Consider the following 23,570-nt stretch of genomic DNA (forward strand, 5'->3'; position numbering starts at 1 on the left):
ACTGCTCCAATAAAAACGCCGCATTCGTGCGGCGTTTTTATTGGGATATCCGCTTGCTTAGTGACGGACCCGATAAGCGATGATTCCCAGCCATTCATGCAAGGCATAGTGACTGCGGCGCAGCCCCTCGCCTGACGGCAGAAAACTCAACAACGAAATCCGGTCGCGACTGAAAAATATCGTCGGCGCTGCCGCTACCTCGAGACCGGCCTCGGCAAACATCATCTGCGAGCGTGGCATATGCATCGCATCGGTAACCAGAATGATTTTTCTCACGCCCGCTTGCTTCAGGATGGCGGCAGAGAACTTGGCATTCTCCGCGGTGTTGTCGGACCCCTGTTCCAGCCATTTGACCGGCGTCGCAAAATCCTCTCGCAAGGCCCGCGCCATGCTGACAGCCTCGGATTCAGGCGATCCATCCGGCGCACCACCGGTAACCAGCAGCGGCAGTCCGGTTTGATGTTGCAGCCTTGCGCCATAGCGCAGGCGAGCCAACGTCAGGTAATTTGCAATGTCGTGGTCGCCATACTCCGGCGCATTCGCCAAGCGTCCGCCGCCCAGCACCACGATCGCCTGGGCGCCGGCATCGGCGGCGGAAGCCAGCGGCACGGTACGCTGCTCAAGCGGCGTCACCACCAATAGGGCCCCAAGCTCGGTGCTCAGTACAGCCAGGATCAGCAGCGCGCCCGCACTCAATAGCATGCCGAAACGCGGATAAGAACGGCGCAACAACATGCCGATCGCACACAGCAGGATAAGGCTTGCCGGCGGCAGCAGTAATGCACCTAACACTTTGGAAACGATCAGGGTTGCATGCATGGTGGGGCGTGTTTATATTTGGCGGCCTGGCGGATGCCGCAGGTCAGATCGAAATCAATGGCGCCAGCAGCGCCATAGTGCGTGCAGTAGCACCGCGATGCTGCTGCGCAAAGCTTCTGGCTTGTTCACCCATCCTGTCGCGCTCCGGATCCGCCTGTAACAGATGCATGGCGGCATTCAGCATGGCGTCGGCATCGGTAACGCGTTGCGCCGCGCCGGCAGCAATCGCTTGTTCGGTCGCCACCGCAAAATTGAAAGTGTGAGGACCGATCAATACCGGCTTGCCGACCGCACAAGCTTCAATCAGATTCTGCCCGCCCAAGGGCATCAGGCTACCGCCGATAAACGCCACATCGCACAGCGCGTAATAAGCGAACATCTCGCCCATCGAATCCCCCAGCAGCACCGCCACTTCAAGCGGCACAGGATTGCTGCCAAGTTCGGAACGGCGCAGCAGCGGCATGCCATGTGCGGCCACCATATTTGCCACCTCATCGAAGCGTTGCGGATGTCGCGGCACAATCACCAACAGCAGATTTTTGAGTGCATCGCGCTGTGTGGATTTGGCTAGCGCATCGAGAATCAGCGCCTCTTCACCCTCGCGTGTACTGGCGCACAACAGTACCGGGCGAACACCGATCTGCTGCCGCAGCGCAGCTCCCGCCGCCAATAATGCAGCGGGTGGCGTGACATCGAATTTGACGCTGCCGGTCACATGCACGCTGACCGCGCCGAGTTGCCGCAGACGGGCTGCATCGGCATCGGTTTGCGCGCCTATGCAAGCGATGCCGCCGGCCGCTTCGGTCATCAGCGTCGAAAATCTTTTCCCGCTACGCAGCGAGCGCTCCGACAGGCGCGCATTGACCAGCGCCACCGGCACCTTGTAGCGTACGCATTGCGCGATCAGATTCGGCCACACTTCGGTTTCCATCAGCACGCACAACTGCGGCGCAAAATGGCGCAGGAAACGTCCCGCCATCCAGCCGGTATCGTAGGGCAGATAACACTGCAGCACTCTTGGCGACTGACCGAACAAAGACTGGCCGGTGGCGCGGCCGGTCGCGGTCATGTGCGTCAACAGGATGGCATGCTCAGGGTAGGCATCGAGCATGGCCGCGATCAGCGGTTCGGCCGCCCGCGTCTCTCCCACCGAAACCGCATGCACCCACAGGAATTTACTTGATGCCGATGCCGGATCGCGGCGCGGATAAAAGCCGATCCGTTCCATCACGTGTTGCCGGTAACCGGGCTCTTTGCGGCCGCGTCGCCACAAACGCAGCAACACCAGCGGCATCAGCAGCCACCACACCGCCGAATACAGGTAGCGATGGCGCTGTGCCGGCGTCGTGCCGAACCCCGAATTGAGCTTCATTCGACCAGCGCACGGCCGGTCAGGCGCTGCAAAATGGCCAGCGGGCTGGCGCTCGGATCATATTGCTTGGACGCTGGCAAGTGCAGCGTCTGCTCCATCATATACTGCCCGGACATCACCGCGTGCGGAGTTTGATCGGAAAAACATACCCACACCGAGCCGGCCGCAAATGGTTGCGTGACTTGCGGGCCATGCTCTTGATATGCCAAATCCGACTTCATGCCGTCATGCAGTTGCAGCATCAAATGGTCGTATTCGCTGCGCAAGGATTTGGTGATATGCAAGGCATTCAGCAATTGCGCCTGCCAGCGCGAGTAGGTTTTGGCTTTGGGCAGAAAACGCTTGGCGACATCCTCAAACGGCTCACCGACACGCCACACGCGCGGCACACCATCCGGATTGACGTTGGCAAACACGCGCAGGATGCGTTCGCCGTAATTGGGCCGCGACGGGAAGGCATCGACATGCAAGCGGCGGTCGTCGGCACGCCAGGATTGCGCGCGTGTTTCCACTTGCATTGGCCGATAACTGGTCGGCGCCATGCGCAAACCGCTGCCGGCACCGCCATACGCAGGCAGCAAGGAGTCGATCAATTGCTGGGCCTGCGTCCGAAAGCGGCCGATCATGGCCGCCAATGCCGCCTGCTGGCTGGCATCGCCGAGCGCGCCCTTCAAGCGGCCATTGGCATCCAGGCTGATATTGCGGCTTTTGGGATCGCGGATCGATGGCGTCAGGAAGTGTTGCTCGTCCGCGCTAAAAGTAAAACTCAGATGTGGGAAATACAGGACTTTTCCGGCCTCGAGCGCAGAAATCCATGCTTGGTTTGGCGTGCCGATATGCCAGTCGGCGCTGTCGATCTCGATAATTTGTTGTTCCATCGCCGTATTATGCCGCGTTGCTTGGGCGGAGTGAACCGCTGGGATCGATCCGCAATGAGGGAATTGCTGAACTGACACTTAAACGCATTTCGCTGGGTCAAGCAGCGCATCAATGGCGGCCGCGACTTGTGCGACCGACGGCGGCGTGCCGAGGTCGCCCAAATTAATGATCTGCGGCGACCAGTCGCCTTCGGTTTTCCAGCGCGGTGAATCGCAATACAACTCGATAGTCGGGCGATTGCAGGCCGCGGCGATATGGGTCAATCCGGTATCGACGCCAATCACCAACGCGGCGCGCTGGGCCAGCGTGACCGCTTCCATCAATGGCAATTTTGGCAGTACTCGAGCATTGCTCATTTGGCGCGCCATTAGTTCTGCGCTGCGCTGTTCCGCCTCGCTCCCCCATGGCAACAGCACCTGCAGGCCGCGGTCTGCCAGCAATTTGGCGCACTCGCCCCAATGCGAAAGCGGCCAGCCCTTTTCCGCCCGTGCAGTGCCGTGAAAGAAGACCGCGTATGGCGTGTCCGGCAACCATGCAGGCAATTCTGCCCGCGTCATATTGGGTATCTGCAAATTGAAATCAGCCGCACCATCGACGCTGTAGCCCAGGGCCTGCGCCGCGACTTGGCGTGCGCGCAAGACCGCATGCGTACGCAAGCCGACAGTCACGCTCATCGTATGAAACAGGCGTGACAAGGGCTCGTAACCGGAGCCTTCGGTCGCATTCGCCAGACCGACCCGCTTGCCGTCTGGCGCCAGTCGCGCCATGCGCATGACGACGCTGGTCTTTAATAAACCTTGGGTATCGAAAATGATGTCGTACGCATCCCGCTTCAGCTGCCGGCGAAAATCAGATATTTCCTGGCGGGTGGCGACCGCGAACAGGCTTTTACGCCAGCGCCGCAAGGCAATTGGAATAATCCGGCGCACCTCGGGATTCAGGCGCACCAAGCCGGTGTATCCCTCTTCGACGACCCAGTCGATATTAGCGTTTGGATAATGACGTCGGATATCCGACACCATTGGCATGTTATGCACCACATCCCCCAGGGATGAAACGCGGACGATCAGGATATTCAAACCGATTTCACTTCTATTGATGGTGAGAACCTGTTTGATGCCGGCTAGACATCAAACAGGTTCTTAGAATGGCAAGATTGCATCCGGCTTGGCAGCCAGGATGACACGTTTGAATTCGGCCTGGATGCGCTCCAGCGCTTGTTGCGACTCGGCTTCAAAGCGCATCACCACGACCGGGGTGGTATTGGATGAACGGGCCAGGCCGAAGCCGTCGGGATACTCGACCCGCAAGCCGTCGATCTTGATGATGTCGTCGGCTCCGGGGAAACGTGCTTCTTGCTGCAACTTGGCGATTAACGCGAAGTTCTCGCCTTCGACCAGTTTTAATTGCAATTCAGGCGTGCTGTTTGATTGCGGCAATGCATTCAGCACCGCCGACGGATCGCTCTCCCGGCTCATCAATTCCAACAACCGGACACCTGCGTACAAACCATCGTCGAAGCCGTACCAGCGATCCTTGAAGAAAACATGACCGCTCATCTCGCCGCCCAGCGGTGCGCCGGTTTCGCGCATCTTGGCCTTGACCAGCGAATGGCCGGTCTTCCACATCAACGGCTTGCCGCCGCGCTGTTCGATCCATGGCGCCAGATGCCGCGTGCATTTGACGTCATACAGAATTTCGCTGCCGGGATTGCGGGTCAGCACATCAGCCGCAAACAGCATCAGCTGGCGATCCGGGTAAATAATTTGGCCATCCTTGGTGACCACCCCCAAGCGGTCGCCGTCGCCATCGAACGCCAGGCCGATTTCAGCATCGGTCGTTTGCAATGCGCGGATGACATCCTGTAGATTTTCCGGATGGGCCGGGTCGGGATGATGATTGGGGAAGGTACCGTCCACCTCGCAAAACAATTCCTGCACCTCGCAACCCAGCGCGCGATACAACTCGCCGGCAAAAGCACCGGCGACGCCATTACCGCAATCCACGACAATTTTCATCGGCCGCGCCAATTTCACATCGCCGAGGATGCGCTGCAGGTAAGCGTCCTTGATGTCATGCGTGCGATAACTGCCGGTAGGCGCCGCTACTGTCGATTGCGTACTGCCGCTGACGATCGCCTGATACAACTGCTGGATCGTCTCGCCGTAAATCGCCTCGCCGGCCAGCACCATCTTGAAGCCGTTGTAATCGGGCGGATTGTGACTGCCGGTCACCATGATGCCCGACTGGGTGCCCAGCACATGCGTGGCGAAATACACCATCGGGGTAACCACCACTCCCAAATCGATAACATCGACACCGGCATCCTGCAGACCGGTTGCCAAGGCGGCCGTCAGTTCCGGCCCGGACAAGCGTCCATCGCGACCGACAACGACCACCTGTTCGCCCTTGGCGCGGACTGCGGTGCCGAACGCCAGGCCGATTTGGCGGGCAATGCCGGCATCCAGCGTTTTGCCGATAATGCCGCGAATGTCGTAGGCTTTGAATATGGAATTCGAGAGAGGAAGCATAATTTGGTCTTGCTAGAAATGTAGGCGCCCGTAGGCATGGTGCAGGCCATACCTACGGGCGCCCCTACGTCGTTGGGCTCAGGCGCCCACTTTCAAACACCCTCATATCGTGCTGAAACAAGCCGCGTCGAAGCAGCGGCGTTCAGCGAGACGAACCGAAGTCGTTATACGCGGATCGCGTCCATGGAACTACCTGACGCAAGCCAATCCTGAACCCATTTTGGCTGACGACCACGACCGGTCCATTGCAAGGAGGCATCCGACGGATGGCGATAGCGCACCGCCACTTTATTCTTGGCGACACCACTCTTGCCACGCGACTGCGCGCCCAGCAAATCTTTCAAGGAAATGCCAGCGCCTTGGGCAATTGCCAGGATCTGCTCGCGTGCTTTGGCGAGTTCCTGCTGTTCACGATCTTTCAGCGCCTGCTTGACATCGTCTTGCAACGCACGCAAATCCGCAACTGATAATCCCGATAAATCCATACCACCCCCATTTAAGTAAATTCAGCCAAATATTACTTTGGCACTCCATGCAAACCTATAGCAAATGCAACCAAACGGGCACCTCTAAAAACCGTAGCGAGCGGCCCAAGGTCGGGGCGAGAAGCGCAGCCGTACGGAGGTACGGTTGAGCATCGCAGCCCCGAGATTGGGCCGCGCAGTAGATTTTTAGGGGTACCCAAACATATCAATGCAAAGTTGCCTCACCCGCATCTGGTACTTGACGCTTGGCGCGCCAAATAAAATCTTCGATTCCACACTGTGGCGTGTACTCCGCCACCGTCTTCAACAGCAGCGCGCGGACTTCTTCATAAGCGAACCTGTTGCAAGCATCGTCCAGTTCTGCCAGCAACTGCTGTAAAACTGCCCACGATATCTCGACCTCTTGCGCGCGCATGATCAGCGGATGTTCGGTCCCCTCCACATTTTCGCCAATCAATAGCTCTTCATATAATTTTTCGCCAGGGCGCAAACCGACATGATTAATCTCGATCGTGCCGTCAGGAGTCATATCAGACATCACTTCGAGCCCGCTCAAATGCACCATCCGTTTCGCCAAATCGACAATCTTTACCGGCTCGCCCATATCCAGCACGAACACGTCGCCGCCCTCACCCATCGCTCCCGCCTGCAAAACCAACTGCGCAGCTTCAGGAATCGTCATGAAATAGCGCGTGATCTCGGGATGGGTCAATGTAATCGGCCCTCCTGCCATGATCTGCTTGCGAAACAGCGGCACCACCGACCCCGACGAGCCGAGCACGTTACCAAACCGCACCATGCAGAACCGTGTCCGCGATGCCTGCTTGGCTTGCAAACGTGAGAACGCCTGCAATATCAGTTCGGCGAAGCGTTTGGTAGAACCCATTACATTGGTTGGCCGTACCGCTTTGTCGGTCGAAATCAATACAAACGATTTAACCCCGGCAGCCATCGCCGCCTTGGCAACGCTCAGGGTACCGAACACGTTGTTGCGAATACCCTCGATTGGATTATGTTCCACCAGCGGCACGTGTTTATATGCCGCTGCGTGATAAACCGTTTCGATAGAAAAGGTATGCATGATACGTTCGCATTTTTCGGTTTCAAGCACTGAGCCCAGGAACGGCAGCAATTCTATATTTAAACCCAGACTCTTTTGCAGCTCTCGCAATTCCTGCTCTATCGAATATAAGCCAAACTCGGACATTTCGAGCAAAATCAAACGTGATGGATGTTGACGAATAATCTGACGACATAACTCTGAACCAATCGATCCGCCCGCACCGGTTACCATCACCGACTTATTGACGATACAGGCCGAAATCAACTCCGGATTGGGGTCCACCTGGTCACGCCCAAGTAAATCTTCGATTTCAACTTCTCGAACATCCTGTACCCGCAACTCGCCATTAATCAAACTTTTGATTGGTGGCGTTACCTTGATTTTGACCTTAAGCGGTTCCAATTGATCAAGAATGCGCTTTTGCTGAGCCTTGGTTTGCGACGGCATCGCCAACAACACTTCCCTCAGGTCATACCGCGCAATCAAGTCAGGAAGATCATTGGCGGGAAATACCTTTATGCCAGCGATAGTCGCCCGATGCAGCTCCTTCTTGTCGTCAATAAACGCCATTGGGGCATATTCGTTACTCGACCTCAATGCGCTTGCCAGCTGCGAGCCTGCCTGACCAGCGCCGTAGATCGCCACGCGCACCCCACCAGTTACCCCACTGATATGGAGAAAATAACCACGCGCTAAAAAGCGACTGGCGGCCACATACAAAATCGCACTGACCCAATAGATGCCGAACACCGCACGTGAATAGCCATTTGTTTGGGTAAAAGTACCGAGCGCCCCCAACGCGACGACAGAAAGCGTCACACCGAATACCACTACATACACAATCTTGTGATCGATAAAGCGAATAACAGCGCGATACAACCCCAATCTAATAAATATCGGGATGGAAATCAACGGCGCCACGATCATCAATAATGCATATTGATGCAACAGAAAACTATTCAACCCATCGTAACGTAACCAAATCGCCAAGCAAAATGTTAGTGGCAAGAAAAACACATCCAATGCCGCAGCAATGAGCTGTTTGTAGAGCCGTGACAAGCTGAGGAATGAAGTCATATACGAATTCAATCAATTTACATTATACGGAAAGTAAACGCCACTGGAGATAGTAGATGCGACCCGAAAGGCATTCAATGCGTCACCCCATCTCTTCGCATCACCTTCAGAAAAGTCAGAAAAATAATCTTAATATCGAGAAAAAAAGATTGCTTATGTAGATATTCAGTATCCAATTTTACTTTTTCAGAGATTGGCAATTCATCTCTCCCGTTAATTTGCGCCCATCCCGTCAGTCCAGGTACCAATTCATCTACACCATGTTCTGTACGCAATTTGATCAAATCTTCTTGATTAAATAATGCAGGTCTAGGACCAACAAAACTCATATCGCCTTTTAGGATGCTCCATAGCTGCGGCAATTCATCAAGACTTGATTTGCGCAAAAAAGATCCTATCGGCGTCAGGAATTTTTTAGGATCGGATAATAAATGCGTCGCAACGGCAGGCGTATTGGTCAACATAGTACGGAATTTGGGCATCTTGAAGATCATATTGTTTTTGCCAACTCGGTCTGACCAATAGACAATTGGCCCCTTTGAAGTTAATTTAACAAAAAAAGCAACTACTATCCCTGGGGCCAGTAAAATAATTGTGGCAATTGAAGCCAAGACAAAATCAAATAATCTTTTCATGCAAAAACCAATCAGTGTTGAGCCTGGAAATATGCAACCGTTTCATTTACTGAAATTTGCATATCCGCCACGGGCTTCCAATTCATTGTGGATTTAGTATGGGTAATGTCTACCTGTAGCGAACCTAATAATCGACTCGCAACATCTGCCTTACCCAACAATCCGGCTACGCCAGCGATAACCTTAGCAGGCACGGGTAGCAATAACGCCTTTTTTCCCATCGCATCAGAAAGCATACGAAGCAGTTCTGAAATACTCACATCGTTATCATCCGATACCATAAACGTCTGCCCTGGAGCATTAGGGTGTTGACTACAAGCAATCAACAGATCGACAAGATTATTTAACGACACCATACTTCTACGATTGTGAATAGCTCCCAAAGGCAATGGTACGCCCAACCTGACGAGTTGCATCAATCTGAGAAAGTTTGCTCGCACTCCGGGGCCATACACTAGCGGCGGTCGAACAATGACGACCTCAAGGCCTGTGGCACGTGACAGATCCTTGAGCGCAATTTCGGCTTCAAGTTTTGATTGTCCATATGGATCAACTGGCGCAGGCTCATCGAAAGCGGTAAAAGGCTTAGCGGTAGTTTCCTCGCCGTTCACCTTGACACTACTGACAAAAACAAAACGTCTTACACCGCTCAGAACAGCTTGCCTTGCCAAATTTAATGTCGCGTCAACATTCACCGCTCGAAAAGCTGCAAGTGGATCATTTGACTTGTCATTCATTACATGAACGCGCGCGGCCAAATGTATAACGACATCACATCCGGCTAAAGCATCGGCCCATTTTGTGCTGCCGCTTAATTCACCGACTGCAAATTGCTCATCCTGCTTGGCTAGGCGTACGGCTGGTATAAAATTTATACCTCGTGCACGTAATGCATCACAAAGAGCATTTCCCACAAAACCATTTGCACCCGTAACAAGAATTTTAGTCATTCAAAATTTAAATATTCACTCAAAGACAACGAAATCTACAGGATTGCAATAACTCCACACCTATTTTGACCAGACAACACGATTAATATAATCAATGTAGCTAGCAACAATCCTTAACACCTGTTTCGATACGTTCGGATTCTCATAGTCTGCGACAGGCAGAACAGCGGAAGGGTTTTTGCTATATTGTGAAGTAACAATTTCAATAGCTTCAATCACACGCTCCTTCTTCAAGCCGCACATGATCAAAGTTCCGACATCCATACCCTCAGGACGCTCATGCGCATTGCGTATGGTGATTGCCGATAAATTCAACAACGACGCTTCTTCCGTGATGGTGCCGCTATCAGAAAGTACGCAAAACGCCTCCATTTGCAACTTAATGTAATCAACAAAACCAAATGGTTTGGAGAAAATTATCCTTTTATCCACGGAGTCATAGCCAATCTCCTCTAACCGCTTCAGCGTTCTTGGATGCGTGGAAACAAGAACAGGGTAATTGTATTTACTAACCAATGCTTCGAGAGTGTCGAGCAAATCGCGCAGTGCCTCAGGCGAATCAACATTCTCCTCCCGATGCGCACTAACCAAAAAGAATTCCCTAGCATTTAATGACAAACGTGCAACAACATCGGATTGCTCAATTTTTGGCATATAAAAATCAAGTACCTCACGCATGTGCGAACCTGTTTTGATGATTGTCTCAGCTTTAATACCTTCGGCAATCAAATAACGACGCGCATGCTCAGTCAGCACCATATTAATATCGGACAAATGATCCAACACCTTTCGATTAAGTTCTTCAGGCACACGTTGATCAAAACAGCGATTTCCTGCTTCCATATGAAACACGGGGATTTTGCGACGCTTCGCGGCGATAATTGATAAGCAAGAATTTGTGTCGCCATAAAGCAAAACTGCATCCGGCTTCTCTATCTCAAAAACCTCATCCGCTTTCATGATGACCTGCGCTATTGTCTGTGCGGCATTCACCCCTGCAGCATTCAAGAAATAATCCGGCTTGCGAATTTCTAGATCATCAAAAAAAATCTGATTTAATTCATAATCATAATTCTGACCTGTATGAACCAATATATGCTGCGTATGTTTTTCCAATTCTGCGATGACGCGGCTCATTTTAATAAGCTCCGGGCGCGTCCCGACTATAGTCATTACTTTACGCATTTAATTGCTCTTTTACAAAATCCAAATTTAATAAAATATTCTTTACTTGAGCGACGGTAAGCCGCTCCGTGTTATGCGAGGTGTAGTCATCTATTTCGGAAATCTTAGTCTCACCTTCGACAAAATACTTATTGTAATTAAGGTCCCGATTATCCGCTGGTATTCGGAAATATCGCCCCATGTCTTCAGCCTTTGCCATTTCCTCACGAGACACTAAAGATTCATACAATTTTTCACCATGCCGGGTGCCAATCACACGAATAGGATTATCTTTAGAAAAGACTTCTTTCAAGGCAATCGCAAGATCCTCTACTGTTGAAGCGGGTGCTTTTTGTATAAAAATATCACCTTGCTTCCCATGTTCGAAGGCGTGCAAAACCAAATCAACAGAATCTTCCAAAGACATCAAAAAACGAGTCATATGCGGATCTGTGACTGTCAGCGGCTTTCCATCTTTTAATTGCCCAACAAATAAAGGAATAACAGAACCTCGCGAAGCCATCACATTACCATACCGCGTAGCACATATCACAGTTTCACCGGGAGCACGCATCCTTGATTTAGCCACCATTAATTTTTCCATCATAGCCTTAGATATCCCCATGGCATTAATTGGATATACGGCTTTATCAGTACTTAGCACGACCAAGCGCTCAACGTTATTCGCCACCGCTGCGTTCAAGACATTTTCCGTACCAAGTACATTTGTACGAACAGCTTCCATCGGATAGAACTCACAAGATGGGACTTGCTTTAAAGCCGCTGCATGAAAGATATAATTCACACCTTTCATGGCTTCATAAATGCTATCGTAATTACGGATATCTCCAATATAAAATTTCAATTTTGGATTATTCAACGCAATCCGCATATCTTCCTGTTTTTTTTCATCACGGCTGAAAATTCTGATTTCAGAAACATCCGTAGATAAAAACCGCCTCAAAACTGCATTGCCAAACGACCCGGTGCCGCCTGTAATCATCAATACTTTATCTGCAAACATCTAGTACTCCATCATTATTTGAAATCAGACATCTTTTTCACCAACTCAGGCCAAGCCGGGGCAAGGTAACCTGAAGCCGCGTGAAATTTATCGGCATTAAGCGAACGATCAATCGTAAACTGCACATCCGGTACTATCTCGATATCTTTCTTGTAAATCCCGGCCACCAATTCAAGTAAGTCAAATTTTGAGATCGGTTGAGAAGCGACATGGTACAAGCCAGACAATTCAGCACGCGGCACTACAAATTCGCGAATAATATGCGCCAACTCTACTGTTGGCAACCCTGAAAATATAGCTTTCGCAAAACCTTGTACGGTGCCTTGTTGTGCCAAGAACCAGCCAATCAATCCATTTGCGCTATGCAATTCGTGACCAATGATCGAAGTCCGCAGTGTAATTGAATTTGCATAATCTACTTCTCCCAAAAACTTTGAACGGCCATATAAGTCCTTCGCATCCGAAACGTCGGATTCTTTGTAATTGCCCTTTGTTCCCGAAAAGACACAATCTGTACTGATATGCACCAGTCTTGCGTCGGCTATCTGACATAAGCGAGCCAAACGATGTGGCAAAAGCGCATTGATAGGGATTGCCTGCAATGGATCATTAGCCTCCGCCAACTGCTTAATCAAGCCGATACAATTGATCACAACGTCGGGCCTCACTTTCGAAAACAGCAGAGCAAGAGAGTCCTGATTCTCAACATCTACGCCAGCTATAATTCGTTCGGACTGGGATGGTGGAAATGCTTCTCGAACTCCGGCACTGCGCGCGGAACCAAATACCTCATATCTACTGTCCTCGGAAAAGTAGCGAAAGACAGTATTTCCCAACATACCAGATACACCCAAAATCAAAACTCTCATACAAATCCTTTTAATTATATTTGCGTATTCATGGCAACATTTTGCATTACGACGGTTGCTGCAATGATATTAATGAGAAGACTTACTAAGCAAATTTTCAAAATGAGAAAGTAATTCCGTTACCAAAGTATCACCATCATAGTGTGTATTAAAATATTGCTGTCCATTTTCACCAAGTCTACTCCTCTCAGCTGAAGACATACTTGATAAGTGCAGAATCGCCTCTGCCAAGGACACAGCGTTTTCTGCAGGACAGCTTATGCCGGCATCGGCTTGTTTTACAATTCTCGCGCCCTCGCCATTCAAGCTGGCTATAATTGGACGCCCCATCGCCAAATACACTTGTACTTTGCTAGGTACCGTATGATAAAAAATCGGTTCATCTTTTAATGTCACCAATAAAGCATCGGCCCGACTCAATATTGCAGGCATAGCCTCAATCGGATGCTGGCCACCCATGATTACATTCGTCAAACCACGCATTTGGATTGCGTTGCGAATCCAATTGGCGCGACTACCATCACCTACTAAAAAGATATGAATGTTAGGTATATCTTTCAGTAACTCGGCTGCATTGATAATCGTCTCAACGGCCTGCGCAGCACCCAAGTTCCCAGCGAAAACAACTGAGAAACCTTCACCAAGTCCTGCAATTGGGCAGTTTTCTGTTGCTGCAGCTGATGATGAAAAGATATTGTCAGCGGAATTAGGGTAATAGCAAATTTTTTCACGGTTCGCCAGAGCAGCCACTGGATCCACAAATGCTTCAGATTGCACCAAAATCAAATCAGCATTCCGATAAATCCAGCGCACCACAATTCTTACGGCCTTCAAAATCCAACGATTGCGCACAAAGCCAGTTGCCTCTAGGCTCTCGGGCCACAAGTCCTGCACCCAGATCACCAATTTCGCCCCCTTGATCCACTTCAACACGATTGCCGGAATTGCTTGCAATATTGGAGAAATAGCATATACGAGCACCACATCCACCCGCTTGCGCCGCAAAACCATAGGAGCAAACAATATACCGCTCATTACAAATGACAAATAATTTAATATTAACCGGATAGCGGAGCCGCTGCCGCGCGGGACGATCGGCAAACGGTGTACCGTTGCGCCACCAAAATTTTGTCGAGCGATTTTCCAGGACCGATAACCATCATATGTTTGACCTTGCGGATAATTTGGCTGACCAGTGACAACGTCAACTTGTACGTTTTTAGCCAATATTGCATTGACCAAGTCGTTAATTCGGAAATTCTCAGGCCAAAAGTATTGACTAAATACAACTAATTTCATAACTTAGTTACCATAATTTGAATTTTCAACAATTCGAAAAAATGAATACGGAAACCGCAAGCTCAGAGATTTATATGCACTTTAAAAAAAAATGTAATCGCCGAGGAATATGTTTTTATACTCAATATTCAAATAGAATTGGAAAGCATAAACAAAAATCACAAGAAAAATATAGCTTAATTTCAATGCCTTACTTCTAATATATGGCAATGTCATAGAAAACAAATAAACTTCCAACACTCCGAAAAATGAAGCCAATCTTCCTGCAAACATTGCGAATTCATTAGCCCCAAACAACCACATGACGGACACATAATAAAAACACAAAAAGTTAAGATACCTTTCTTCTTTAATTTTCAAATATTTAGAGCACGCAAAAAAGAAAACTATAAGAATAGATTGCTTAATAAAAGTTGGATTCAACAATCCAAGATTGTAATCATATTCACTCTGAAAATAAATCGTAACACTACCTGGCAAACTCATTAAATTGTTTGCAATTTCCAATAAATTATGAATTCCCAGAAAAAATAAAATAGCACCAAGACCAGTACATATTAATATAAAGTTTTTTCTGGAAGTAGAACAGAATAATATTGAAAATGAGATTACAAATAAAGAAGCAGAATGGAACAAAAGTGCAATTAGCTGCAAGACAAAAGCCTTGCGGGTTCTGCCACTACTCAACAGGAAAAAACTAGCTACACAGAGAGCACCAGCTACACCATGTCTAATTTCAGTAAATTCCCGATACAAAAATGAATGAGATAGCAAGCCCAAAATTACCAGCGACGGATATGGAACCCATCTAAGACAATAATACCAATTAATCGACAGCGAGAAAAATGCACAAACTATAAAAATGGCCTGAGGTCCAAACGTAAAGAATTTTAAAAAAATGATCGTCAATACGAATAATGGCTCAACATTTAGCCTGAACGACGAGATAAATGAATCAAAATCATAAAATATTACTGCGTCGTAAATCCCGGAATATGCAGCATAGTCTGAATCAAATTCCCCCCTGAATCCTATTACTACAAACAGACATAGCACTAAAAAAAAACAAACTACTCTTGCTTTATTCAATGATAAAAAAAATGCATCCAAAATCGCCATTACTGCAACGAAAAAATATATGATGTAAAAATTAAAGTAATCACCCATAGAATTTTATTACTTTTTGTAATAACGACTCTTAAAGCTGAAAATTCCCGGCCCAACTATTGGTATAAGAGAACATATAGCTGAAAAAGCACACCTTAATCTTGTATGCAACTTCGCAGGTACTTTAATTGAAGAAGTAAAATAATTCAAAAAAACATTAATTGTGTTTTTTATATTAAATTCGTTTGCCTTCTTAATATGTAATTCACAAACATGCTGATATTCAACATCAGATTTTTTGTGAAGATCTACAATCGAATCGTATATTGATATCTTATGGTCATGACAACTAGACTCATTATATGAGTAGCCTGGAACATCACAAAATAGCCCCCCGCACGTTGTATCTAAATTTGACTCTATTCCAACGATTGAAGGTACTCCGTACGACGCTGACGTAATTATTGTGGTACCACTTCCGACAAAACAAAAAGCCTCATTAAGGACGTTTCCTAGCGATTCCGGTGCCACATTTCCTTTAAATGTGACAATTCCATCCAGTTTCAAATCAGAAACCATAGTCTTCAATTTCTTTTCCAGCGGTCCAGAACCATAGATTTCATATCGAAAATCGGCAATCATTCTTAAAGCAGGCAACACAGAAATAACGCCTTCATTGTATGTTTTAAAATCAACCAATCGACCAATAGAAACAATTTTCAATGTCCTTTTATTTGCCATTATTTGATATTCTGGCATATCAACTCCGAGAGGCAAAAGAGGCAATGACTCAGCAGTCATATTATTAGCTAATGCAAAATGATCCCTCATAATTTCATTCGGAAACAATATTGATGTTGCATTCAGTTTTGCGATAGAAATTTGCTCTTCTCTAAAAAGAACATTATCATTTCTCCACCAAAAGAATTCTTGCTCATGATATGCGCCAATAGTAACTTTACCAAAGTTGAATTTATTTCTATTCAAAACGAAGAAATGAAGACTAAGGCTATCTACTACATGTACGTAGTCAAAAAATTCATTGAGATCTGCTCTGAAATTATCCTTAAGAGGAATAAAGGCATTTAGCCAACTGGTATAACCTCGAATTTTTTGCACTTCATCAATCCAGACTAGATTGGCATAACCTTCCAAATTTGAAACTATAGATTGATCACTCTTACGTGACAATATTAAAACAGTTGGTTCAATATTATTATTCGCTAAGGCTTTCGACAATCGGCAAACGTACGTTTCCACGCCGCCAATTTTCAAACCGCACAATACAATAAGACATCTCTTTTTCACATCTATACCTAATTAAAATTTCTGGAATATATTTGAAATTTCACCAAACACACTTCAAATAGTTGCAGCAAGAATGAGAGTTATGAATTTTTATTGACATATTTTATGTCTCACATATGGTTGATGGCATTCAGCACTAAAAAACTTATCTTATCAATGATTCTATGCATCAAACATCAAACAAGACCCATAAAGAAAATTATGATTTCTAGCTCACATTGACATATGAAAAGCCAAACTTGAATTATTCAATGGGAAATGCAATTGCGGACAGATTTAATATTGAAGTAATTCAGACGTTATCAGCTTTGTGTAAATAAGTGCGAAGCACTAACTGAACAATAACAAAATACAGAATATAATTAATACAGTATGCATAGGTCGCACCTACTGCGCCGTACTTGCCAACCAAGAAATAGCAAAGTGACACTAACATTCCAGCCTGGTAGATCTCGGCAGTTATATAGATTACGGTCTTTGCTCTGGCCACAGCAACATAGGCCCCAATATAAGCTGCAACCTTGAACGCGTCTCCGACTAGCTGCCAAGTAAAAAATTCTTTCATCGGTAAAAACTCACGAGAGAATAACAATAAAATTATCCAATCGCGGCAGAAGAAAACTAAACTCCCCATTAGCACTAATACAGGCATTGCGTATTTATAAACCAAATTGACTTCTTTTTTGATTTCACTCCGCTGCCGTAATTCAGCAAGTCTCGGCAAATAATAGTTTGCAAGTACGACAGTAATGAATTGCAGATATGCCTCAGATATCCTGGTTACAGCTTGCCAATATCCAACTTCAACCCAGCTATTTCGCGCTTCAATAATGTATCGAATCACAATTTGAGCCATTTGCATGGAGAACACGGTCACTAGCAACATCAACGAAAAGCCCATGAATTTCCTGACTTTCCCCCGATCCCATACAGGTAATAGCCAGCGCCATTCAAACTGCAAACCTAATCTGTACCAAGGCAGCAGTAATAAAATGGGACAGGCAGGCATCCAGATCAGGCCGTACATTGCACCCTTGATCCCATAAAAAGTGCATCCGATTGCCACCCCTGCAGCTCCTATTGCCACCCCGAGTGTATTAATAATTGCAAATGCATTAACTCTCTTATGGCCATTAACTAAACCCATTAGCAGATTAGTGCAAGCAATTGAGAATTGGGCTACTGCCAACACTCGAATTACATCAGCATAAGCCGATGTTTTGAGAAGCCACTCTGAAATAACTGGGGCTAAAAGTATCAAAACGGCACCAAGAAGCAGTGAGGCCAAAATCGTCACTAGGCTTGCTGCGGCCAGATACTCTTTCAGTTCCTGACCATTATCTTTAAATTCTGCAACATATTTGACAACACCAGTTGTAATACCACCACCCGCCATGATGGCAACCATTGACGTCAGGCTCATGAATTGACCAAGTCTACCTAACCCGCTAGCGCCAATATAAACAGCGATGATCTTTACAACTATCAATCCCGCCAGAAGTTTACTCAGAGTGGAAGCAGAAAATAACAGGCCAACCTTCAGGAAATGCATGCTTTTGAATATAAAGTCATAATGAGGTCAGATATCATATCAACCTGATTATCAGCAAGTTCAGAGAATAGAGGCAATCGAACTAGGCAATCTGTATATCGATCACTATTCGCTAATTTTTGCCCATCGTGCACTTTGGAAAAATAAGGGCTACTATGTAACGAAAGATAATGAAATACTGCAGATATACCATTCAACTTCAACGTATCTATCAATTTGGTTCGCTCATCGATATTTCGGCAAACGAGATAAAACATATGTGCATTATTAGTTGCATATTGAGGAATAAAGGGAATATCGAACCACCCTCGCTTAGCTCCATCTACAAGATTTTGATAATATCGGTCCCAAACACGTCGCCGCTCATTTTGTATTTGATCAAGTGATTCGATTTGCGCATAAAGGAAAGCCGCAAGCATATCTGAGGGTAAAAAAGACGATCCTACATCTACCCAGCCATATTTATCCACCTCGCCGCGGAAGAAAGAGGAGCGATTTGTCCCTTTTTCCCTAATAATTTCTGCTCGCACAACATATCTTTGGTCGTTAATAGCAAGTAAGCCGCCTTCACCGCAGATAATATTCTTGGTTTCATGAAATGAAAAGGCCGATAATGCGCCTAATGAACCCAGCGGAAGTCCGTTGTGGTAAGAATCAATGGCTTGGGCGGCATCTTCGACAACGACAAGATTATGCATGCTTGCAAGTGCCAGAATACGATCCATATCGCATGCCACACCCGCATAATGAACGACAACAATAGCTCGTGTTCGGGTGGTAATTAAGCGTTCTATCTCCGCCGGATCAATATTCGGATTATCAGCTTGGCTATCTGCGAACTTTATTGTTGCCCCGCGCAATGCAAACGCATTAGCGGTTGAAACAAAAGTATAAGAGGGAATAATAACCTCATCGCCAACTTTAATATCCAGCAGCAAAGCACACATTTCTAAGGCATCTGTGCACGAGGTCGTCAATAATGCTTTCTTGAAGCCATATTTTTTTTCAAACCATGCATGACACTTTTTAGTAAACATACCGTCACCTGCAAGCTTTCGACTAGCAAGTGCTTCAGCGATATTATCTTTCTCGTTACCGGTTAGATATGGGCGATTGAATGGGATCATTAGTTAAACCATTTATGAAAAGTGTAATAACTCTTAAGAGGCTCAAAACCTTGCCGGCACCATACTTTCTGTACGGCAATGTTTGTTATTTGTGTTGAAATAGTTACAGTTTTTATTTTTTGATTCAATGCCCAATTTTTGGTCAAAGAAACAAGAAATGAATACAGTCCATTATTTTGATGACGAGGGGAGACACCGTTTAATATGATTTCACAGCTTGTCGGATCCTGTTTTTTCACAGTAAGAAATCCTACAATTTTCTCATCATATAAAATTAGAAATACCACATCGGAGAAAGATCCTCCATAACATGAATTCTTCGCCCAGGATGAATAGACCAGATCAGAATCTTTTTTGTTCAATCTTGAATCTGCGTGATAATGCCCGGAATATCCTTCAAATACCTCCCCAGCTAATTCTTCGACCATATCTGCATCGCTCTCGGTTGCAATTCGCCAACTATATCGGCCATCAAGAAGATTTTCAGCTGCAACTATCCTTTTGTTCTGAAAGTAGACAAGAGTATCCATAAGATAGCTATTGAATGCTTCCAATTTCTGGGTAATCTGGATATCTTCGCAAGCACAACGTGCGATTAACATTTTCACTTTGTTATCGCCACACCATTTCATAATGGCATCAACATCGTCTTTAGCATCCAAAGCCGCTTTGGCCACTGTGATACCAAATCTGATTCGATCTAGTTCGGATAGAGCAATTTTCATGTTTCATTGAAATTTGAAATGGATATTAGACAATATATTAAAACAATACTGCTATTTACAACTGAAGCAGTGCATTAATTCACTATCCCATTGTGGCAACTCGAAAAAACCTTGAATAAATTTATTGCATGACATCATTGAATTGTGCGGACGGCGGGCAAGACTCACCCTGTCTTCTGTATGTATTGCTGTGATGACGGGCTGGCTTTCGACATAGGACTGCGTCAATATCGCTTTGGCGAAGTCGTACCAAGTTGTCTGTCCTTGCGCCGCAAGATGATATACGCCGGTTTTTTGCTTCCATTCACTATCACGGGTTGGATTTTTCTTCACTATTCTTGCTGTGGCATCCGCAATTGTTCTACACCAAGTCGGCGCACCATGTTGATCGGTAACGACACGCAACTCGGCATTAATTTCCGCTTGATGCAAGATTGACAGTAAAAAATTCCGTCCCCTCATTCCATACACCCAACTGGTACGCAAGATTAAATGCGGAATGCCGACTGCTTGAATAGCGCGCTCCCCCATCAATTTGGTGGTGCCATAGACATTTAAAGGGCATGGCTGGTCACTCTCGACATATGGCGTGTCTTTGCTGCCGTCGAATACATAATCACTTGAGTAATGAATCATGATTGCACCGAGCCTTTTAGCCTCTTCTGCCATCACCCCCGGGGCATCCGCATTGATACGCATGGCAAGTGCAGGCTCACTTTCAGCCTTATCCACCGCGGTATAAGCCGCAGCATTCACAATCAGATCGGGCTTAAGGGTACGGATAACATCCCGTACCTGCATCAAATCGGCAAGATCCATTTGCGTGCGATCCACGGCCATGACTTGACCCAGTCCTTGCAGGCTACGCTCAAGCTCGTAACCAACCTGGCCATTTTTTCCGGTTAATAAGATCTTCATGCAAAAACTTCAGCATTAGTCAGCGAGCCTGCGGCTTGATCCTTAGCGGACAACAACGGAGATATTCCAATGGGCCATTCAATGCCGATACTCGGGTCATTCCAGCGAATGGTGCGCTCGTATTCCGGCGCGTAAAAATCGGTCACTTTGTACAAAATTTCGGCGGATTCGCTTTGCACAACAAAGCCATGAGCAAATCCGGCAGGTACCCACATCTGCTGTCTATTCTCGGCGGATAGGACTGCGCCAACCCAGCGCCCAAAGGTTGGAGAACTTTTGCGCAAATCGACCGCCACATCGAATATCTCTCCGCTAACCACGCGGACCAGCTTACCTTGCGGTTGATGCAATTGATAATGTAGACCGCGCAACGAATCTTTCACCGATTTGGTGTGATTATCCTGAACGAAGGCGGTCTTTATCCCTGTTAATTCAAAAAATCGACGCTCATTGAAACTTTCCCAGAACAACCCACGTGCGTCGCTGAAAATTTGAGGTTGAAAAATCAGTACTTCCGGGATATCTGTTGCAACAGCCTTCATGGCTTAAAAACCTGCTCCGACAGCAAGCGTAAGAGATATTGGCCATATTCATTTTTTATTAATGGCTGCGCAAGTTTTTCCAATTGCTGCGCATCGATATAACCTCGGCGATATGCAATTTCTTCCGGGCAGGCGACTTTCAATCCTTGTCGTTTTTCAATAGTCGCAATAAATTGCGCCGCGTCCAACAAGGATTCATGCGTCCCGGTATCGAGCCAAGCCATTCCGCGACCCATTAACTCTACATTTAAAGCGCCCCGGAATAGATACTCCCGATTGACGTCGGTGATTTCAAGCTCACCTCGGGCCGATGGTTTGACCTCGGCAGCAATGTCGACTACAGCCGCATCATAAAAATAAAGGCCGGTGACCGCATAATTCGACTTTGGCTTGACTGGCTTTTCTTCAAGCGACAAAACCTGTCGCTTGGCGTCAAATTCAACCACCCCATAACGCTCAGGGTCCTGTACGTGATAGGCAAAAACAGTTGCGCCAGACGTTCTTGCGGATGCCTTCAGCAAACTCTGTTCAAAATTACTGCCGTAAAAAATGTTGTCGCCCAAAATCAAGGCAGACGGCGCGTCGCCGACAAAATCACGGCCAATGATGAACGCCTGGGCCAGCCCATCGGGGGTCGGCTGCACGGCGTAAGTCAGCTCAATGCCCCACTGCCGACCATCACCCAGTAATTCTTTAAAGCGCGGCGTGTCCTGCGGCGTCGAAATAATCAATATCTCGCGAATACCTGCCAACATCAAAGTCGTCAGCGGGTAATAAATCATCGGCTTGTCGTATACCGGCAGCAATTGCTTGGAAACCGCCATTGTCACCGGATAAAGACGTGTACCTGAGCCGCCTGCCAGGATGATGCCTTTGCGCGCTGAAGATGATCCGTTCATTGCTGCACTCCCGCCGGGGTCTGGCGCTGGCTATAGTTCTGTTCCACCCATTTCAGGTAATCGCCGGACTGGACATTACTCACCCAATCTTGATGATCCAGATACCACTGAACTGTCTTGCGAATACCTGTTTCAAAGGTCTCGGCCGGCTTCCATCCCAGCTCCCGCTCAATCTTGCGGGCGTCGATCGCATAGCGCCGGTCATGACCAGGGCGATCGGTAACGTAGGCGATCTGGTCGCGATAACTTCCGCTGCTCTTTGGATCGAGCTTATCCAGTATGTCGCAAAGAGCATGCACAACTTCAAGGTTGGCTTTCTCATTCCAGCCACCGATGTTATAGACCTCACCCGGCACGCCGGCTTCCAGCGTACGGCGAATTGCCGCGCAGTGGTCACTTACGTACAGCCAGTCGCGCACTTGCTGTCCATCGCCATAAATCGGTAATGGCTTGCCAGCTCGGGCATTGGTAATCATTAATGGGATCAGCTTTTCCGGGAAGTGATATGGACCGTAGTTATTTGAACAATTGGTTGTCAGGGTTGGCAAACCGTAGGTGTGGTGATAGGAGCGAACCAGGTGGTCTGAAGCGGCCTTGGATGCCGAATATGGGCTGTTCGGCGCATATTGTGTGGTTTCAGTAAACGGTGCGTCATTTGGACCGAGAGTGCCGTACACCTCGTCGGTCGACACATGCAGGAAGCGGAAAGCCGCTTTTTCGGATTCAGGTAAATTGCTCCAGAACGCACGTGTCGCTTCCAGCAAACCAAAAGTGCCATTTACGTTGGTCTGCACGAATGCGGCAGGCCCCAGGATCGAGCGATCAACGTGACTTTCTGCGGCAAAGTGGACGATCGCGCGCGGTTTGTATTGCTCCAGCAAAGCTGCGACTTGCGCAGTATCGCCAATATCGCCCTGGACAAAAATATGACGAGGATCATGGGTGAGACTCGCCAGGTTGTTGATATTACCTGCGTAAGTGAGCTTATCGAAGTTAATTACCGGTTCATCATGTTGCGCCAACCAGTCCAGTACGAAATTAGAACCAATAAACCCGGCTCCGCCTGTAATAAAAATCATATGATTGTCCTAGATGCAGTTCCGAAAAAGAGTGTGGCGCGAGCGTTAAAGATTACCCGCTTACTTAACACACTAAATTTACGACTAACCTTAGATTATCCTCTATTGTCGGCACAAATAAATGATCAACATTGCAATTGTCGTTC

At 47.4% G+C, this 23,570-nt stretch carries 22 protein-coding genes; all 22 read right to left on the bottom strand.

Annotated elements, in window-relative coordinates; translation table 11 throughout:
- Nucleotides 1-57: 57 nt before the first annotated feature.
- A complete protein-coding gene (locus ACFPM8_RS19400; RefSeq protein ID WP_379000012.1) occupies nucleotides 58-819 on the bottom strand; it encodes a YdcF family protein in 762 nt (253 codons plus the stop codon).
- Between the two features lie 43 nt (nucleotides 820-862).
- Nucleotides 863-2,191 carry a lipid IV(A) 3-deoxy-D-manno-octulosonic acid transferase gene (gene waaA / locus ACFPM8_RS19405; protein ID WP_379000014.1) on the bottom strand — a complete coding sequence of 443 codons (1,329 nt, stop codon included), beginning with the start codon at nucleotides 2,189-2,191 and terminating at the stop codon, nucleotides 863-865.
- A complete protein-coding gene (locus tag ACFPM8_RS19410; RefSeq protein WP_379000016.1) occupies nucleotides 2,188-3,069 on the bottom strand; it encodes a Kdo hydroxylase family protein in 882 nt (293 codons plus the stop codon). The genes waaA and ACFPM8_RS19410 overlap by 4 nt, the downstream gene beginning before the upstream one ends.
- Nucleotides 3,070-3,147: 78 nt before the next feature.
- Entirely contained in the window at nucleotides 3,148-4,149 is a 1,002-nt protein-coding gene (gene waaC / locus ACFPM8_RS19415) for a lipopolysaccharide heptosyltransferase I (RefSeq protein ID WP_379000018.1), read from the bottom strand.
- A gap of 63 nt (nucleotides 4,150-4,212) precedes the next feature.
- Nucleotides 4,213-5,601 carry a phosphomannomutase/phosphoglucomutase gene (locus tag ACFPM8_RS19420; protein WP_379000019.1) on the bottom strand — a complete coding sequence of 463 codons (1,389 nt, stop codon included), beginning with the start codon at nucleotides 5,599-5,601 and terminating at the stop codon, nucleotides 4,213-4,215.
- A gap of 164 nt (nucleotides 5,602-5,765) precedes the next feature.
- A complete protein-coding gene (locus tag ACFPM8_RS19425; protein ID WP_379000021.1) occupies nucleotides 5,766-6,086 on the bottom strand; it encodes an H-NS histone family protein in 321 nt (106 codons plus the stop codon).
- 205 nt (nucleotides 6,087-6,291) lie between these two features.
- Complete coding sequence (locus ACFPM8_RS19430; protein WP_379000023.1) at nucleotides 6,292-8,226, bottom strand: polysaccharide biosynthesis protein; 1,935 nt, start codon at nucleotides 8,224-8,226, stop codon at nucleotides 6,292-6,294.
- Between the two features lie 74 nt (nucleotides 8,227-8,300).
- Entirely contained in the window at nucleotides 8,301-8,861 is a 561-nt protein-coding gene (locus ACFPM8_RS19435) for a sugar transferase (protein ID WP_379000026.1), read from the bottom strand.
- Between the two features lie 11 nt (nucleotides 8,862-8,872).
- Nucleotides 8,873-9,811, bottom strand: coding sequence for a UDP-glucose 4-epimerase family protein (locus ACFPM8_RS19440; RefSeq protein WP_379000028.1), 939 nt, complete (start codon nucleotides 9,809-9,811; stop codon nucleotides 8,873-8,875).
- 60 nt (nucleotides 9,812-9,871) lie between these two features.
- Nucleotides 9,872-10,996 carry a non-hydrolyzing UDP-N-acetylglucosamine 2-epimerase gene (gene wecB / locus ACFPM8_RS19445; RefSeq protein WP_379000030.1) on the bottom strand — a complete coding sequence of 375 codons (1,125 nt, stop codon included), beginning with the start codon at nucleotides 10,994-10,996 and terminating at the stop codon, nucleotides 9,872-9,874.
- Nucleotides 10,989-11,999 carry a polysaccharide biosynthesis protein gene (locus ACFPM8_RS19450; protein WP_379000032.1) on the bottom strand — a complete coding sequence of 337 codons (1,011 nt, stop codon included), beginning with the start codon at nucleotides 11,997-11,999 and terminating at the stop codon, nucleotides 10,989-10,991. The genes wecB and ACFPM8_RS19450 overlap by 8 nt, the downstream gene beginning before the upstream one ends.
- 14 nt (nucleotides 12,000-12,013) lie before the next feature.
- The gene (locus ACFPM8_RS19455; protein WP_379000033.1) at nucleotides 12,014-12,868 is read right to left on the bottom strand and encodes a dTDP-4-dehydrorhamnose reductase family protein; all 855 of its coding nucleotides are present in this window, start codon (nucleotides 12,866-12,868) and stop codon (nucleotides 12,014-12,016) included.
- 69 nt (nucleotides 12,869-12,937) lie between these two features.
- Entirely contained in the window at nucleotides 12,938-14,167 is a 1,230-nt protein-coding gene (locus tag ACFPM8_RS19460; protein ID WP_379000035.1) for a glycosyltransferase family 4 protein, read from the bottom strand.
- 81 nt (nucleotides 14,168-14,248) lie between these two features.
- Nucleotides 14,249-15,334 (bottom strand): EpsG family protein, encoded by a 1,086-nt coding sequence (locus ACFPM8_RS19465; protein ID WP_379000037.1) that lies wholly within the window; start codon nucleotides 15,332-15,334, stop codon nucleotides 14,249-14,251.
- A gap of 9 nt (nucleotides 15,335-15,343) precedes the next feature.
- On the bottom strand, nucleotides 15,344-16,582 hold the full coding sequence (locus tag ACFPM8_RS19470; RefSeq protein WP_379000039.1) for a glycosyltransferase family 4 protein: 1,239 nt from the start codon (nucleotides 16,580-16,582) through the stop codon (nucleotides 15,344-15,346).
- Between the two features lie 292 nt (nucleotides 16,583-16,874).
- Complete coding sequence (locus tag ACFPM8_RS19475; protein ID WP_379000040.1) at nucleotides 16,875-18,134, bottom strand: O-antigen translocase; 1,260 nt, start codon at nucleotides 18,132-18,134, stop codon at nucleotides 16,875-16,877.
- Complete coding sequence (gene rffA / locus ACFPM8_RS19480; RefSeq protein WP_379000042.1) at nucleotides 18,122-19,261, bottom strand: dTDP-4-amino-4,6-dideoxygalactose transaminase; 1,140 nt, start codon at nucleotides 19,259-19,261, stop codon at nucleotides 18,122-18,124. Before rffA ends, ACFPM8_RS19475 begins: the two co-directional genes overlap by 13 nt.
- A complete protein-coding gene (locus ACFPM8_RS19485) occupies nucleotides 19,261-19,986 on the bottom strand; it encodes a GNAT family N-acetyltransferase (RefSeq protein WP_379000044.1) in 726 nt (241 codons plus the stop codon). The genes rffA and ACFPM8_RS19485 overlap by 1 nt, the downstream gene beginning before the upstream one ends.
- Nucleotides 19,987-20,037: 51 nt before the next feature.
- On the bottom strand, nucleotides 20,038-20,904 hold the full coding sequence (rfbD, locus tag ACFPM8_RS19490) for a dTDP-4-dehydrorhamnose reductase (RefSeq protein WP_379000045.1): 867 nt from the start codon (nucleotides 20,902-20,904) through the stop codon (nucleotides 20,038-20,040).
- Nucleotides 20,901-21,446 (bottom strand): dTDP-4-dehydrorhamnose 3,5-epimerase, encoded by a 546-nt coding sequence (gene rfbC, locus ACFPM8_RS19495; RefSeq protein WP_379000047.1) that lies wholly within the window; start codon nucleotides 21,444-21,446, stop codon nucleotides 20,901-20,903. Before rfbC ends, rfbD begins: the two co-directional genes overlap by 4 nt.
- On the bottom strand, nucleotides 21,443-22,345 hold the full coding sequence (gene rfbA, locus ACFPM8_RS19500; RefSeq protein ID WP_379000049.1) for a glucose-1-phosphate thymidylyltransferase RfbA: 903 nt from the start codon (nucleotides 22,343-22,345) through the stop codon (nucleotides 21,443-21,445). Before rfbA ends, rfbC begins: the two co-directional genes overlap by 4 nt.
- Nucleotides 22,342-23,424: a dTDP-glucose 4,6-dehydratase gene (gene rfbB / locus ACFPM8_RS19505; RefSeq protein WP_379000050.1), complete on the bottom strand. Its 1,083-nt coding sequence runs from the start codon at nucleotides 23,422-23,424 to the stop codon at nucleotides 22,342-22,344. Before rfbB ends, rfbA begins: the two co-directional genes overlap by 4 nt.
- Nucleotides 23,425-23,570: the final 146 nt, after the last annotated feature.

It is taken from the genome of Paraherbaspirillum soli (assembly GCF_042654985.1).
Classification (GTDB): domain Bacteria; phylum Pseudomonadota; class Gammaproteobacteria; order Burkholderiales; family Burkholderiaceae_D; genus Paraherbaspirillum; species Paraherbaspirillum soli.